The organism is Jannaschia sp. S6380, from assembly GCF_023015695.1.
GTDB lineage: Bacteria > Pseudomonadota > Alphaproteobacteria > Rhodobacterales > Rhodobacteraceae > Jannaschia.
Genome location: NZ_JALKAS010000001.1, coordinates 455,245 through 468,383 on the forward strand (window position 1 = coordinate 455,245; position 13,139 = coordinate 468,383).

Annotated in this window: 11 protein-coding genes; 8 read left to right on the plus strand and 3 right to left on the minus strand. The window is 60.3% G+C overall.

Annotation, left to right across the window (positions count from 1 at the left end; genetic code table 11):
- Positions 1-20: 20 nt before the first annotated feature.
- Both xsc and MWU52_RS02415 read right to left on the minus strand, forming a co-directional pair.
- Positions 21-1,799, minus strand: a complete 1,779-nt coding sequence (xsc, locus tag MWU52_RS02410) for a sulfoacetaldehyde acetyltransferase (protein WP_246948997.1) — start codon at positions 1,797-1,799, stop codon at positions 21-23.
- Between the two features lie 137 nt (positions 1,800-1,936).
- Positions 1,937-3,412 carry a PLP-dependent aminotransferase family protein gene (locus MWU52_RS02415; protein WP_246949006.1) on the minus strand — a complete coding sequence of 492 codons (1,476 nt, stop codon included), beginning with the start codon at positions 3,410-3,412 and terminating at the stop codon, positions 1,937-1,939.
- 123 nt (positions 3,413-3,535) lie between these two features.
- Between MWU52_RS02415 and MWU52_RS02420 the strand changes: the two genes are divergently transcribed.
- From MWU52_RS02420 to MWU52_RS02460, 8 genes are all read left to right on the plus strand, one after another.
- Positions 3,536-4,567, plus strand: a complete 1,032-nt coding sequence (locus tag MWU52_RS02420) for an NADP-dependent oxidoreductase (RefSeq protein WP_246949008.1) — start codon at positions 3,536-3,538, stop codon at positions 4,565-4,567.
- Between the two features lie 210 nt (positions 4,568-4,777).
- Positions 4,778-5,410, plus strand: a complete 633-nt coding sequence (locus tag MWU52_RS02425) for a tyrosine-type recombinase/integrase (protein WP_246949012.1) — start codon at positions 4,778-4,780, stop codon at positions 5,408-5,410.
- Positions 5,411-5,618: 208 nt separating this feature from the next.
- The gene (locus MWU52_RS02430; RefSeq protein WP_246952722.1) at positions 5,619-6,089 is read left to right on the plus strand and encodes a BLUF domain-containing protein; all 471 of its coding nucleotides are present in this window, start codon (positions 5,619-5,621) and stop codon (positions 6,087-6,089) included.
- Between the two features lie 58 nt (positions 6,090-6,147).
- Positions 6,148-6,699: a 2OG-Fe(II) oxygenase gene (locus MWU52_RS02435; protein WP_246949017.1), complete on the plus strand. Its 552-nt coding sequence runs from the start codon at positions 6,148-6,150 to the stop codon at positions 6,697-6,699.
- Positions 6,700-7,402: 703 nt separating this feature from the next.
- Positions 7,403-8,281 (plus strand): hypothetical protein, encoded by an 879-nt coding sequence (locus MWU52_RS02445; RefSeq protein WP_246949022.1) that lies wholly within the window; start codon positions 7,403-7,405, stop codon positions 8,279-8,281.
- 70 nt (positions 8,282-8,351) lie between these two features.
- Complete coding sequence (locus MWU52_RS02450; RefSeq protein ID WP_246949023.1) at positions 8,352-9,542, plus strand: DUF1611 domain-containing protein; 1,191 nt, start codon at positions 8,352-8,354, stop codon at positions 9,540-9,542.
- Positions 9,539-10,660: an alanine/ornithine racemase family PLP-dependent enzyme gene (locus MWU52_RS02455; protein ID WP_281493886.1), complete on the plus strand. Its 1,122-nt coding sequence runs from the start codon at positions 9,539-9,541 to the stop codon at positions 10,658-10,660. Before MWU52_RS02450 ends, MWU52_RS02455 begins: the two co-directional genes overlap by 4 nt.
- Positions 10,661-11,004: 344 nt before the next feature.
- Entirely contained in the window at positions 11,005-11,286 is a 282-nt protein-coding gene (locus tag MWU52_RS02460) for a hypothetical protein (RefSeq protein WP_246949026.1), read from the plus strand.
- A gap of 298 nt (positions 11,287-11,584) precedes the next feature.
- Here MWU52_RS02460 and MWU52_RS02465 read toward each other — a convergent pair whose 3' ends face one another.
- Positions 11,585-12,973: an aminotransferase class III-fold pyridoxal phosphate-dependent enzyme gene (locus MWU52_RS02465; RefSeq protein WP_246949029.1), complete on the minus strand. Its 1,389-nt coding sequence runs from the start codon at positions 12,971-12,973 to the stop codon at positions 11,585-11,587.
- Between the last annotated feature and the right edge of the window lie 166 nt (positions 12,974-13,139).

Consider the following 13,139-nt stretch of genomic DNA (forward strand, 5'->3'; position numbering starts at 1 on the left):
GTTTATCGTACCAAAACAGATCACTCCGCGGCGACGTTCATGTCGTCTTTCGACACGCCCGCAACCCGAACGGGCTTCTTCATCGCGTCGCGGCGGAAAGGTTCGCCCAGTTCCTGGTTCAGGATGACTTCGATCAGCGTGGTCTTGTTGTTCTGCATCTGATCCTTGATCGCGGTGTTCAGCGCCTCGGTCAGCTCGTCCATCGTCTTGACCTGCACGCCCTCGAGGCCGCAGGCCTGCGCGATGCCGGCATAGGAGACCTTGGTGTCGAGTTCGGTGCCGACGAAATTGTCGTCGAACCAAAGGGTCGAGTTCCGCTTTTCGGCGCCCCACTGGTAGTTGCGAAAAACGATCTGCGTAATGGCGGGCCATTCGTCGCGGCCGATTGCCGTCAGCTCGTTCACGGCGATGCCGAAGGCGCCGTCGCCCGCGAAACCCACGACCGGCACATCCGGCTGCCCGATCTTGGCGCCGACGATCGCCGGCAGGCCATACCCGCAGGGACCGAAGAGACCGGGGGCGAGATATTTCCGCCCTTCGTCGAAATCGGGATAGGCGTTGCCGATGGCGCAGTTGTTGCCGATGTCCGACGAGATAATCGCCTCGCGCGGCAGCGCCGCCTGGATCGCGCGCCAGGCCATGCGGGGGGACATCCAGTCGGGCTTGGCGTCGCGGGCGCGCTGGTTCCAGCTGGTGCCGGGGTCGTCGTCCTCGTGATCCATCGAGGAAAGCTGCTGCTTCCAGGCGGATTTGGTCTGGGCGATCTTGTCCTTCCGCGCCTTCCGGTCGGCATCGCCGGCGGTGTCGGAGAGATTGGCAAGGATGCCGTTCGCGACCTTGGCCGCGTCGCCGACGATACCGACCGTCACCTTCTTGGTCAGGCCGATCCGGTCGGGGTTGATGTCGACCTGAATGATCTTGGCGTCCTTCGGCCAGTAATCCATGCCATAGCCGGGCAGGGTGGAGAACGGATTGAGCCGGGTGCCGAGGCAGAGCACGACGTCGGCCTCCTTGATCAACTCCATCCCGGCCTTCGAGCCGTTGTAGCCCAGCGGTCCCGCGAAGAGAGGATGGGAGCCGGGAAAGGCGTCGTTGTGCTGATAGCCCACGCAGACGGGCGCATCCAGGCGCTCGGCCAGTGCCATCGACGCCGCGATGCCACCCTCGGACAGGACAACGCCCGCGCCGTTCAGGATGACCGGGTTCTTCGCGGTATCAAGGAGTTCCGCGGCTTTCTTCACGCTGTTCTCGCCGCCGGGCGAGACCTCGAACTCGATGGGTTCAGGAATCTCGATATCGACCACCTGGGTCCAGAAATCGCGGGGGATGTTGATCTGGGCGGGGCCGGACAGCCGGTGCGCCTTGGCGATGACGCGGGTCAGAACCTCGGCCACGCGGGTCGGGTCGCGCACCTCCTCCTGGTAGGCGACCATGTCCTCGAACAGCTTCATCTGCTCGACTTCCTGGAAGCCGCCCTGGCCGATGGTCTTGTTGGCGGCCTGGGGCGTCACCAGCAGGAGCGGCGTGTGGTTCCAGTAGGCGGTCTTGACCGCGGTCACGAAGTTGGTGATGCCAGGCCCGTTCTGCGCGATCATCATCGACATCTCGCCCGTCGCGCGGGTGTAGCCGTCGGCCATCATCCCGGCAGACCCTTCGTGCGCACAGTCCCAGAAGGTGATGCCGGCGGCGGGGAAGATGTCGGAGATCGGCATCATGGCCGAGCCGATGATGCCGAAGGCATGGCGGATGCCGTGCGCCTGCAGCGTTTTGACGAAGGCTTCCTCGGTCGTCATCTTCATGATGGGTTCCTCCCCCTGGATATGTCGAGAAATTGAGACCCGAGGTCTCGATTTGGTCCATTCTTGCAGCAAGATTACGGTCTCGGTCAAGGCTTCGATAGGGCCAGCCAAGCCGCCGTCCTAGGGCCAGTTTCGTCCTATCCAGCTTGCGCGCCAAGGGCCGCGCCCTCCTCGGCAATACGGCGGACGCCTTCGGGAATGTCGCTCGCCGCGATGGAGGAATAGGCCAGCCGATAATGCGTTCCCGGATGGCGATCGGTTCCGAAGAAGGCACCCGCCGGTTCGATCAACACGTCGCGGTCGCGCAGACGGTGGGCCAGGTCGGACGCGACCACCCCCGGCGGTGTACGCATCCAGAACGAAGAGCCGCCGAAGCTGCCGGTGCCGGCTACGGTCAGGCCGTTCTGCTGAAGGGCCAATTCAGCGATGGCGCGCCGCTCGCGGTAGGCGCGCGACATCTTGTGGACCTGGGCGTCGTAATGGCCCTGCGCCAGAAAATAGGCGACCGCCCGCTGGATGTGGCCAGGAACGTGTCGCACGATCAGCGAGCGCAGCGTGCGGAGTTCGCGGATGAGCGGCTCGGGGGCCACGACGTATCCAAGGCGCAGGCCCGGGAACAGCGACTTGGCGAAGCTTCCGATATAGGCAACGCGTCCCCCGCGATCGAGCGATTTGAGCGCGGGCGAGGGGGTGGCCGCGAAGGCCAGCTCGAATTCGTAATCGTCCTCGACGATCAGGAAATCATGGGCCTCCGCCCGGTCCAACAGGTCGCGGCGGCGGGTTAGGGGCATCGTCGCCGAGGTCGGACAATGATGCGACGGCGTGGCGAACACCACGTCCGTCTCCGGCGGGATCGCTTCGGGCGGCAGGCCCTGGGCGTCGACGTCGATCCCGACCGTGTCGCAATGCGACTGCTGCAAAATCTCGCGCAGGGCCGGATAGCACGGATGTTCGATCGCGGCGGTCCGGCGCCCGGTCAGGAGGGTCTGCGCCAACATCCAGAGCGCGTTCTGTGCGCCCAGCGTGACCAGCACTTCGGACGGATCGGCGACGATGCCGCGCCGGGGCAGGATATGGCGGATGATCTGTTCGACCAGCTGCGGATCGTCGCGGCCGTAGCTGTCCTCGGTCAGGGCCTGAAAGTCGCGGGCGCCCAGGGCCTGCAGCGCGCATTTGCGCCAATTCTGGTGATCGAAGAGGCGGGCGTCGGTCTGGCCGTAGATGAACGGATAACGATAGCGGCGCCAGTCGGCAGGGCGCAGCAGGTCGGGATTTTCGGGGAAGCGTCGGGCGATGGCGCGGGACCAGTCGATGCGGCATTCGGTGCGAACCGGCGCGGGGAAGCTATGGGGACGGGGGGCACCCTCGCTGACGAAATAGCCCGACCGGCCCCGCGCGGTCAGATAGTCGTTGGCCACGAGGTCGGTATAGGCCAGCGTGACGGTGATCCGGCTGATCCCCAGATGCCGGGCCAGCCCGCGCGACGAAGGCATCCGGTCGCCGGGGCGAAAGCGGCCAGCCAGGATGCCGCCGGTCACGATCTCCTGAAGCTGGCGCTGCAACGTGCCGCGATGGGAGGGGTCGAGGAAGAACTGTTCGACGGCGATGGCCATGGCTGGACCTATAGCCGGGCACAACTGGACTGAAAAGCGGATCGGGGCCGCGGGGTGCGGTTGACCTTTGTCGGCCCGGTGTATCAGCGTCGGATGAAGGTTCCGGATCGGGAGGACGGCAGGATGCCGCAAGATACGCAGACCAATCGCCGCATCGTTCTGGCCGAACGGCCCGCGGGGTTGCCCGACGACGACACCTTGCGGATGGAGGAGGGCCCGGTGCCCGAGGCGGGGCCGGGAGAGATGCTGTTGCGGACGGTCTGGCTGTCGCTCGATCCGTACATGCGCGGGCGGATGAACGACGCGAAATCCTACGCCGAACCGGTCGCGATCGGCGGCGTGATGACCGGGCAGGTCGTGGCCGAGGTTGTGGCCTCGGATATCGCGGGCTTCGCGCCCGGCGATCACGTGCTGGCCGGCAGCGGATGGCAGGACTACGCGGTCTCGGACGGCACGCAGGTCCTGAACCTCGGGCCCTCGCCGGAGCATCCGTCATGGGCGCTGGGGATCCTGGGGATGCCGGGCTACACGGCGCATGCGGGATTGCTTCGCATCGGCGAACCGAAGGCGGGTGAAACGGTCGTCGTCGCCGCCGCGTCGGGGCCGGTGGGCGCTACCGTGGGCCAGATCGCGAAGATCAAGGGATGCCGTGTCGTCGGTGTTGCGGGCGGGCCTGAGAAATGCGCGCATGTCGTGGACAACCTGGGTTTCGACGCCTGCATCGACCACTGCGCAGATGATTTCGAGGCGCAGCTGAAGGCGGCCTGTCCGGACGGGATCGACGTCTATTTCGAGAATGTCGGCGGGCGCGTCCTCTATGCGGTGCTGCCGCTGCTCAACCCGTTCGCCCGGATTCCGGTCTGCGGCATGGTGGCGTGGTACAACCTCACCGGTCTGCCGGACGGGCCGGACCGGGGGCCGCAGATCCTCGGCACGTTGCTGCGGATGAAGGTGAAGATGGAGGGGTTCATCATCTTCGACAGCTTTCCGCGTGAGGCGCAGGAGGAGTTCCGCCACGACATGACCGACTGGCTGGAGAAAGGGCTGATCCAGTACCGCGAACAGGTCGTCGAAGGGCTGGAAGCCGCGCCCGGGGCATTGGTCGATCTGCTGCAGGGGCGGAACTTCGGGAAGATGGTCGTGCGGGTGGGGTGAGGGGGGGCTGCTTGGAGCCCATTCTGTGAATCCGGATTTTTCGCTGCATGCGCGAAACATTCTATGCCGCAACGTAGCCAAAGTAGCAGCCATTGGTTCAAACCGTACGTTCAGTAGACGCTCAAGAACGAACCTTGGCATTTGCTGATACGATCGCGTGGTCAGCACGGTGCTGATGATGGGCGCGGAGGGAGGATTGGAGGGCACATCATGCCAAGAGTCCAACTTCCTGCAACCACCCCAAAACGCAGAGCTTGGAACAAGGGGCGAATTATCGGTCAGAAACGACCCTTGTTGCCAAAACAGGTCTGGGCAATCCGGGCACGGCTCGAACTTGCTAACAATCCACGAGATCTGGCTTTGTTTAATGTCGCTATCGACAGCAAGTTGCGCGGCTGCGATCTCGTCAAACTCGCGGTGTCAGATCTGGTCAAAGATGACCGTGTGCGCGAGCGGGTTTCCGTCATCCAATCCAAGACAAAACGACCCGTTCAATTTGAACTCACGGAAAATACACGCAAAACTGTCCTTAGTTGGATCAAAGCACCGGAGATGTTTGCCTGCCAATTCATGTTTCCAAGCCGGTTCCACGACCGCCCGCACATTTCGACGCGACAATACGGTCGAATTGTCCGCGATTGGGTGACGGCAATCGGGTTAGAGCCGAGTGGGTACGGCACGCATTCATTGCGCCGCACGAAGGCCGCAGAAATTTACCGCAAGACCGGCAACCTCCGCGCTGTCCAACTGCTGCTGGGTCACACCAAAATCGACAGTACCGTTCGATATCTGGGCGTCGAGCTTATAGATGCTCTTGCCATTTCAGAGCGTATAGACATCTGACCTAACTTGGCGAGCGGCTCCGCCGTTCGCCATTTCGAAGGGGTTTTTGTCTTTCGTACGGCGGTGGGCAGTTTTGAGCCCACTCTGTGAGTTTACAGGGCAAGAGCCTCAATCTTGAAACGAATTTCTCCAAAGTGGCCATTCGTTCACTATAGTCGAGACTCAGCGTTGCCGAAGCCGTAAGGTCTTCATCTGGAGCGATGTGATCATGCGTCTAACAAAGCATGTTCATGCATTGCTCAATCCCGCAGGGGGCCAAACCATCACAAACCTAATCCAGATCGTCTATGTCTCACAGCCGTTTGGGTTCGATGAGCCGACACTGGCAGGCATTTTGCTAGATGCCAGACGCTGTAATAAGCGGGATGATGTGACCGGCGCATTGGTTTGCCGACGTGACATCTACCTCCAGCTACTTGAAGGTCCGGAAGGTGCAGTGCGCGCAGCCTATGCACGAATTCGTCGCGATGATTGGCATGCTGAGATCAAAGAACTCGTGAGCCACAAGATACAAAGTCGCTTGTTTGCGAGTTGGGCAATGCTTCATGATCCTGCAAAGACATGGATTTGGACGGAAGAAGGGATCTCTGATGGGGCACTTGATCGCGCAGAGCCAGCAGTAATCATAAAAGTATTCAAAGATCTATCGGATCGGTCCGAGAAACCGTCTGCGCATTGATGCAACCCCTTCGCGCAGCAATGCATACCCGATCCACAATTTGTAAGTGGTGGGCGGAATGACGGCGGTGTACTCAGTGCCCGATGCGTTTACCACGCGAGAATGCGATCACATTGTTGCGGCAACAGCCAACGTCCCCACCAATGACGCGCTGCTTGTGGGCCGCTATCGGGATCACAATCTGCGTCATGCGGAACTCGTTTGGATGGACGATGTCGGAGACCTCAGCTGGGTGATGACCCGGTTGATCGAGCTTGTCAGTCATTCCAACAAGCATCAGTTTGATTTCGATGTGCGCGAATTTGCAGAAAGCCCGCAGGTAGCCAAATATGATGCGGCCAAAAGTGGCCATTTTGCCTGGCATTCTGACATTGGTCATGGTCTTGCCGCTAGTAAGAGAAAGCTCACACTTGTGCTGCAATTGAGCAATCCAGACACCTACGACGGGGGTGACTTGAAAATCAGGCCAAGCGCCCACATCCAATTGGCCAATCGGGCGCAGGGATCTGTAAGCGTGTTTCCGAGTTTTGCACTGCATCAGGTGACGCCGGTCAAGCGGGGCATCCGGCGCTCGTTGACCGTCTGGGCGCATGGCCCCGCGTTTCGCTGAAATCGGCTCAAAGACGTCAAGAGCTAGAAACCACCTGCTTTGGTTTCAAAAGGGTCACATCAGCTAACATTGTAAATTAGGTTCTGGGCGACTACATAAGACTTACAAGGTTGTGGTCTTCTTCGGCAAAGGTGCATCACCTGCCAGAGCCAACTGCAATCATCTATCACTAAAATTCGACTGTCGCGTGCCTTTACAGGGACTTGACGCCTGGGACGGTCGCCGACTGATGGCGCTCGACCGCATCGCCCATGCGCCATCTTGTTCCGATTTCGCGGCCGGACGTACCACCGATTTGCGCGCGGTCACTCACTGCGCACCTTCGATCGAACGATCTCGATGCCGCTCTGCCAAAATGTCTTGTCAGAGCCAAAATAGCGTGGCGGCGTTTTCTCCGTCAAAGGATCCAGAATGACTTTTCCAGAATGGACTAAACCCGGCCTTTACGGTGCTTTGGGAGGTGCGATTGCGGTTTCTATACTTGGCTTCACTTGGGGCGGCTGGACGACGAGCAGCAACGCCGAAACCATGGCGCAGGAGTTCGCATCTGACGAAGTGACTTTGGCGATGGTTCCGGTGTGCCTCAATCTGGCGGCGGCTGATCCAGAGCGCACACAGAAGCTCGCAGCTCTGCAAGGAACTTCTGGCTTCGGGCGTCGCACTGCGATGATGGAAACGGGCTGGGCGACCCACCCAGGCTCGGATGCGCCGGACCGTGACCTTGCAGACGCTTGCCTCGCGGGGCTTGAATTGGATGGATCATAATTCAAACGTCACGCTGAAAACTTCACCGGCAATTTGCGGGACGCCGATGTTCGTGAACGCAGGAATACTTTGGATCGTTTTCATAGGCCCCATTTTTGCTCTGCTCCTCTTTACAATGCCCGCCATTGCCCAAACCATACCTGAAAACGCCAGCGCAAAAAGCTATGGCGACGGATGGGAATGCGACGTTGGGTACCGCGCGATCGACGAGACCTGCGCGGCGATTGTGGTCCCTGAAAACGCCTATGAAACAAGCCGCACCTATGGATCCGGCTGGGAATGTCATCATGGCTTTCGCAAGGTCGAGGAAGTGGCCTGCGTTGCGGTGGTGGTCCCCGATGGCGGGTTCCTGGACCCCTCAGGCGACCGTTGGCATTGCTTGCGCGGATATTCCAAAGTCGACGATACCTGCCAAGAGATCGTCTTGCCAGAAAACGGCTATCTGGTGGACGCGACCTACGGGTCCGCGTGGGAATGTCGACGCGGGTTCGAGACGGTGGACGACGGTTGCGCTGCGATCGTGGTGCCCGCCAACGGATATCTGAACGGGTCGCGCTACGGTCAACCCTGGTCATGCGAGCGTGGGTTTTTCGAACAGGACGGCCTGTGCAAAGCCGTCGTGATCCCTGAGTTCGCATATTTCGACGATGCGTCCTACGGCGAGGGATGGAAATGCCAAAGGGGATATGAAGTTTCAGGCGCAGGCTGCCAAGTCATCGAAATCCCCGCAAACGCCCATCTCGACAGGTCCGGCACCCGTTGGGAATGCAATCGGAACTTTCAAAAATCCAAGGGTCTGTGCGTTCTAAATGACTAGGTGCGTCGCACCAAGACGTCCGCCTCACCACCTAGTCGAACGACAGCCCCACCACCAAAAGGAGGACAAGATGAAAACCGAAATCCAGACGGTAAATACCGTTCGCCGCCCCGTCAGGGGCGCTCAAGCGCCCCCCGTGATCCTTGAGGCACCAGCGCAATCATTATCGCTGACTCAAATCCCCACGGCGGTTGTCTACTGCGAAGGCAACTTCGCCAAAATTGACGGTAAGACGGCCAACGGCCTCGTACGTCATTCAGAGGCCTACAGGATTGTTTCGGTCATCGACAGCACCCATAGCGGCGAGAACACTGGACTGGTTCTTGATGACGTGACCAACGATATACCAATCGTCGAGAGCCTGAAAACCGCCATCGCCCGCGAAACTTATGTACCCGATACTTTCATCTACGGCATGGCCCCCTCAACGGGGCGGCTTTCGCCCGCTGATCGGACCGGCGTACTGGACGCAATCGCGCGCGGTATGAACATCGTCAGTGGCCTGCATGAATACCTCAGTGACGATCCCGAAATTGCGCAAGCCGCATCGGACAGACAGGTTACCATCCGCGACATCCGCAAACCCAAAGCCAGCAAAGACATGCGCTTGTTCGACGGCAGCGTCGGAACTGTCGCGGCTTTGCGCATCGCCGTTCTGGGGACCGATTGCGCCATCGGCAAGCGGACCACCGCAACGGTCATGGCACGGGCCCTCAATGCAAAGGGCATCAAGACTGTGCTGGTGGGCACGGGCCAGACGGGCCTGATGCAGGGGGCAAAATATGGCGTGGCCCTGGACGCCGTCCCGCCCCAATTCTGCTGTGGTGAGCTTGAGGGTACGATCATCGCCGCCTCAGAGGCGGAACAGCCCGATGTCATTTTAATCGAGGGTCAAGGTGCGTTGAGCCATCCAGCGTTCTGTACATCGGCCTTTATCCTGCGCGGCAGCCAACCCGACGCTGTGATCCTTCAGCATGCACCAAAACGAGCCCACCGCTGCGATTTTCCCAATATGCCAATGCCCAGCCCGGCAAGTGAGATCGCTTTGATCGAGGCGTTTGCTGATACGAAAGTCATCGGCCTCACGCTCAATCATGAGGGCATGTCGGAAGCCGAGATCACGAACACGATTGCTGCCCAAAGCGAGGAACTTGAGCTGCCCGTCACCGACGCGCTTAGCAGACCAGCGGCACATTTGCTGGCAATGGTTGCTGCGGCCTATCCTGGCCTGCAGCAAGGAACCACCGTGGCCGCGATTTGAACGGCCCTCGGATAGAAGTTGATCTGCACAAATTGCGGCACAACACACGAACAGTTGTCGAGCGCATGAAAGGGCGCGGCATTCAGGTAACTGCGGTGACCAAAGCGGTATGTGGGCATCCGGCCATCGCCTGGGCCATGCTCGACGGCGGCGCTGCGGGCCTTGCTGAGGCGCGTTTGAGCAATGTAAAGCGGTTGCGCCAGGCTGGCGTGACTTGTCCGATAACCTTGATCCGCACACCAATGTTGAGCCAGGTCGATGATATCGTGCAAGTCTGTGAGGCGAGCTACAACACAGAGATACCTGTGATCGCAGCATTAGCCGCCGCTGCACTCCGGCAAAACACGACCCACGACATTGTCCTGATGGTCGAAATGGGTGACCTACGCGAAGGGATATTGCCGCAAGACATTGGATATATAGGACAGCAAGTCGTGGACATGCCCGGTGTGGCGCTGAAAGGCATCGGTGCCAACTTCGCCTGTCTGAGCGGCATCGCCCCGACGGCCACCAAGATGCAGGCCCTGACCGCGCTTGCCAATCAAGTTGAGGGGCAGTGTGGCCGGTTCCTTGAGACTGTATCTGGCGGCAACTCGGCTAATTTACCTTGGGCGTTCGGCTCGCGCGCGACCGGCCGGATAAACGATCTGCGTATTGGTGAAGCCATACTGCTTGGCATGGACCCGATCACAGGAGATCAGATTGGTGGTTTGTTTCGAGACACCTTCACGCTCGTCGCCGAAGTGATCGAAACCGACACCAAGACAGCGAGCCCACTCTTAGGCACCGCGGATCATGCACCGGCAATAATTCAGCTCGTTCCTACCACCCGCGAGACGACACGGATCATTCTTGCTCTTGGAAACCAAGACACAGATGTGGTGGGGCTTTCGATCCCTGCTGGCAGTACACTTATCGGTGCGACAAGCGATCATCATGTCATTGGCACGACAGATCAGAAGCTTTGCGTTGGATCGGAAATTCGGTTTCAGATGAATTATAGCGCTTTGATGCGCGCCATGGCCGCCCCGGATATTCAAATCAATCTGCGCAATGGCCGACTGACGCCGGACGCACGCGATGTCGATCATCCAAGCAAACACCTTGTATTGGTCTGAACAATAGCGTTCCGACGAATGCCGGCAAAATGATGAGGAGATTATCAATTGGCAAAGCTCACAAAAACAAGCGCATTCAAAGCACAAGGCTCACAAGCGGAAACACCATTGGACAGAACAACCCGTATCGTTCGGAAAATGGTCAAAGAAGAGGCCGAGCAGCGACAAACCAAGAACGACCGTCTCCGCAACGCGCGCCTTGAACGTGAAGCCAACACTCCGATAAAGCCATCGCGATAGGGCACAGGGTTGCTTCAGCCAAGGTGGCCGCAGCGGAACACCATAATTTTCGTCTCCGTTTTTTAATCCAGCGGACCAATCGGACATACTTGAAGGAGTTACGCATGACGCACGCAGACGAGAGCACAGCAAAAGTTCACTATATATGTCAGACATATGTGGAACAGAAACCCGGGCGCGACGGGCACGCGGGCCTGAAGATTGGCAAACAATTTCAGTATTCAACAGCAGCAGAAGCCCAGAACAGAGCCGAACGGGAATCCCAGTCCGCAGACTGCGTCGGTGCTGATGCCTACATGATCAGTGAAGACCAAGACAGCGGTGAAGTCGGATCACCAAGGTTTTTCGTCCGGCTTGGGAACGTCCCGGAAACTGATGATTTCTAATACTACGCCTGTGGCAACGTGTTTTCAAAGAGGCATTTCACCACCTTGGGCTGAGTTCGCTAGAAAAGCAGCTATTGGCGCAGCCGCAACGAAAGGCAAGGTACCGACTGGCCCAACACGATAAATCTGAATGACGGCTTTGATGATATTAGCGGCATCGCGGCGGCAACTAAGCTGCAATTGCGAGGAAATGCTGCGTCAGCAATAGCCGCACGTGCACAAGTCCGGTTTGTCCCGCATAGCCGACCTGCCTACCACTCATGTCACGCCGCACCCTGCCCACCGGGCGCGGCTGCCGCTACCCGAACACCCGCCCGAGCGCCCCATCCACCGCTTCGAGGATCTCGTCGATGTCGTCCTTCGTCGCGATAAGCGCCGGGCTAAAGCACAGCGTGTTGTTATGGCCCGGCACGCTGCGATTGGTGGCGCCGATGATGACGCCCTGGGCCATGCAGTCCGCGACCACGGCCTGCACCTGCTTTTCGGGGGCGGGCGTCCGGTCGTCGCGGTCGGAGACGAGTTCGGCGCCCAGGAACAAGCCCTTGCCGCGCGCCTGCCCGATTACGTCGTGGCGGTCGGCCATCGCGCGGAGCTGTTCCAGCATGTAGTCGCCCATGGCGGTGCAGTTTTCCAGCAGGTCTTCGCGCTCGATGATCTCCATGTTGGCGACGGCGGCGGCGGGGCCGGCGGTGCATCCCCCGAAGGTCGAGATGTCGCGGAAATAGTGCATCGGATCATCGGGCGCGTCCTTGAACTGCTCGAACACGCGCTCGGACGTGACGCAGCAGGAAATCGCCGCGTAGCCCGAGGCGACGCCCTTGGCCATCGTCACGAAATCCGGCTTCACGCCGTAGTGCTGATAGCCGAACCACGTGCCGGTGCGTCCGACGCCGCAGACGACCTCGTCGATATGCAGCAGGATGTCGTATTTCTCGCAGATCTCCTGCACGCGGGCCCAATAGCCCTCGGGCGGGACGATGACGCCGCCGCCGGCGGTGATCGGCTCGAGGCACAGGGCGCCGACCGTATCGGGGCCTTCGCGCAGGATCACCTCCTCGATGGCGTCGGCGGCACGGCGGCCGTAGTCCTCGACATCGCCCCAGCCCTGGTCGGCCTTGCGGTATTCCAGGCAGTGCGGCACCGCGACGAAGCCGGGCGTGTAGGGGCCGTATTGGGCGTTCCGCTCCTGCTGGCCGCCGGCCGACAGGCAGGCGATGGTCGTGCCGTGATAATCGCGCTCGCGATAGAGGATCTTCCACTTGCGGCCGCCATGATGGCGCGCGCTGATCTGGCGGACCATCTTGAACGCCTTCTCGTTCGCCTCGGACCCGGAATTGGCATAGTAGACGCGCTTCAGCCCCGGCATCTTGGCCGTCAGCATCTCGGCGAAGCGCGACCCGGGGATGGAGCCTGCGGATTGCGCGAAGTAGTTCATCTTGACGAGCTGGTCACGGACCGCATCCGCGATCTCGACCCGACCGTAGCCCACGTTCACGGTCCAGACACCGCCGGACACGGCATCCAGATGCTCCTTTCCCTTCTGGTCCCAGACCCGCATGCCCTTGCCCTCGACGATGATTCGCGGATCGTTCGTCTCCAGCGGCTTGTGCGGCAGAAGGTGGTGCCAGACATGGGCGCGATCGGCTTCGATCACGGCGGACATGTCGTTGGGGGTCAGGTTGTCCATGGCGTCGTTTCCTCCGGGAAATGCGCGGGCGGCAGGATCCGTCCGAGGGCGCATGCATGTGGTGTATCGTCCGCAAAACCGGTCTAACGGATAGGGCCAGACGGGTCGCGACACTATAGCCAGATGCGCAGGCCAGTTGTCAGGTGCGCCGCCCGGCCCCTAGGCT

What these genes read in the sequence shown, in the direction of transcription:
- xsc (WP_246948997.1), bottom strand. Translation starts at nt 1,799, where the DNA reads ATGAAGATGACGACCGAGGAAGCCTTCGTCAAAACGCTGCAGGCGCAC.
- MWU52_RS02415 (WP_246949006.1), bottom strand. Translation starts at nt 3,412, where the DNA reads ATGGCCATCGCCGTCGAACAGTTCTTCCTCGACCCCTCCCATCGCGGC.
- MWU52_RS02420 (WP_246949008.1), top strand. Translation starts at nt 3,536, where the DNA reads ATGCCGCAAGATACGCAGACCAATCGCCGCATCGTTCTGGCCGAACGG.
- MWU52_RS02425 (WP_246949012.1), top strand. Translation starts at nt 4,778, where the DNA reads ATGCCAAGAGTCCAACTTCCTGCAACCACCCCAAAACGCAGAGCTTGG.
- MWU52_RS02430 (WP_246952722.1), top strand. Translation starts at nt 5,619, where the DNA reads ATGCGTCTAACAAAGCATGTTCATGCATTGCTCAATCCCGCAGGGGGC.
- MWU52_RS02435 (WP_246949017.1), top strand. Translation starts at nt 6,148, where the DNA reads ATGACGGCGGTGTACTCAGTGCCCGATGCGTTTACCACGCGAGAATGC.
- MWU52_RS02445 (WP_246949022.1), top strand. Translation starts at nt 7,403, where the DNA reads ATGCGCCGGACCGTGACCTTGCAGACGCTTGCCTCGCGGGGCTTGAAT.
- MWU52_RS02450 (WP_246949023.1), top strand. Translation starts at nt 8,352, where the DNA reads ATGAAAACCGAAATCCAGACGGTAAATACCGTTCGCCGCCCCGTCAGG.
- MWU52_RS02460 (WP_246949026.1), top strand. Translation starts at nt 11,005, where the DNA reads ATGACGCACGCAGACGAGAGCACAGCAAAAGTTCACTATATATGTCAG.
- MWU52_RS02465 (WP_246949029.1), bottom strand. Translation starts at nt 12,973, where the DNA reads ATGGACAACCTGACCCCCAACGACATGTCCGCCGTGATCGAAGCCGAT.